This is a genomic window from Pseudoalteromonas sp. P1-13-1a (genome assembly GCF_001401875.1).
In the GTDB taxonomy this organism is placed as follows: Bacteria; Pseudomonadota; Gammaproteobacteria; order Enterobacterales; family Alteromonadaceae; genus Pseudoalteromonas.
Genome location: NZ_LKDV01000098.1, coordinates 1 through 373 on the forward strand (window position 1 = coordinate 1; position 373 = coordinate 373).

Sequence of the window (373 nt, forward strand, 5' to 3'; positions counted from 1 at the left end):
AAAAACGAGCTGGGTGTCTTATGGCAATTGCAAGAAAGCGACAAGTAAGTTTGGTTGATACAAAATACTACCATTGTATTTCACGGTGTGTTCGTCGTGCTTTTTTGTGTGGAGAAGACCGTTTTACTGGTCAATCTTACGAGCATCGACGAGGATGGGTTGAGGATAAGTTGCTTGAATTAGCTAAGATATTTTGTATCGACGTGTGTGCTTATGCCGTTATGAGTAATCACACGCACTTAGTACTGTATGTAGATGATAAAAAAGCGAATAGGCTAAATGATAAAGCGATTATTATTCGCTGGCATAAACTCTGTAAAGGCACATTGTTAACACAAAAATACATACAGGGTGAAAAGCTAAGTAAAGTTGA

The 373-nt window shown here is 38.1% G+C and carries 1 pseudogene; it reads left to right on the forward strand.

The annotated features are described in order from the left end of the window. Nucleotides 1-20: 20 nt before the first annotated feature. Nucleotides 21-373: pseudogene (locus AN391_RS19970) on the forward strand (transposase); the annotation flags it as partial.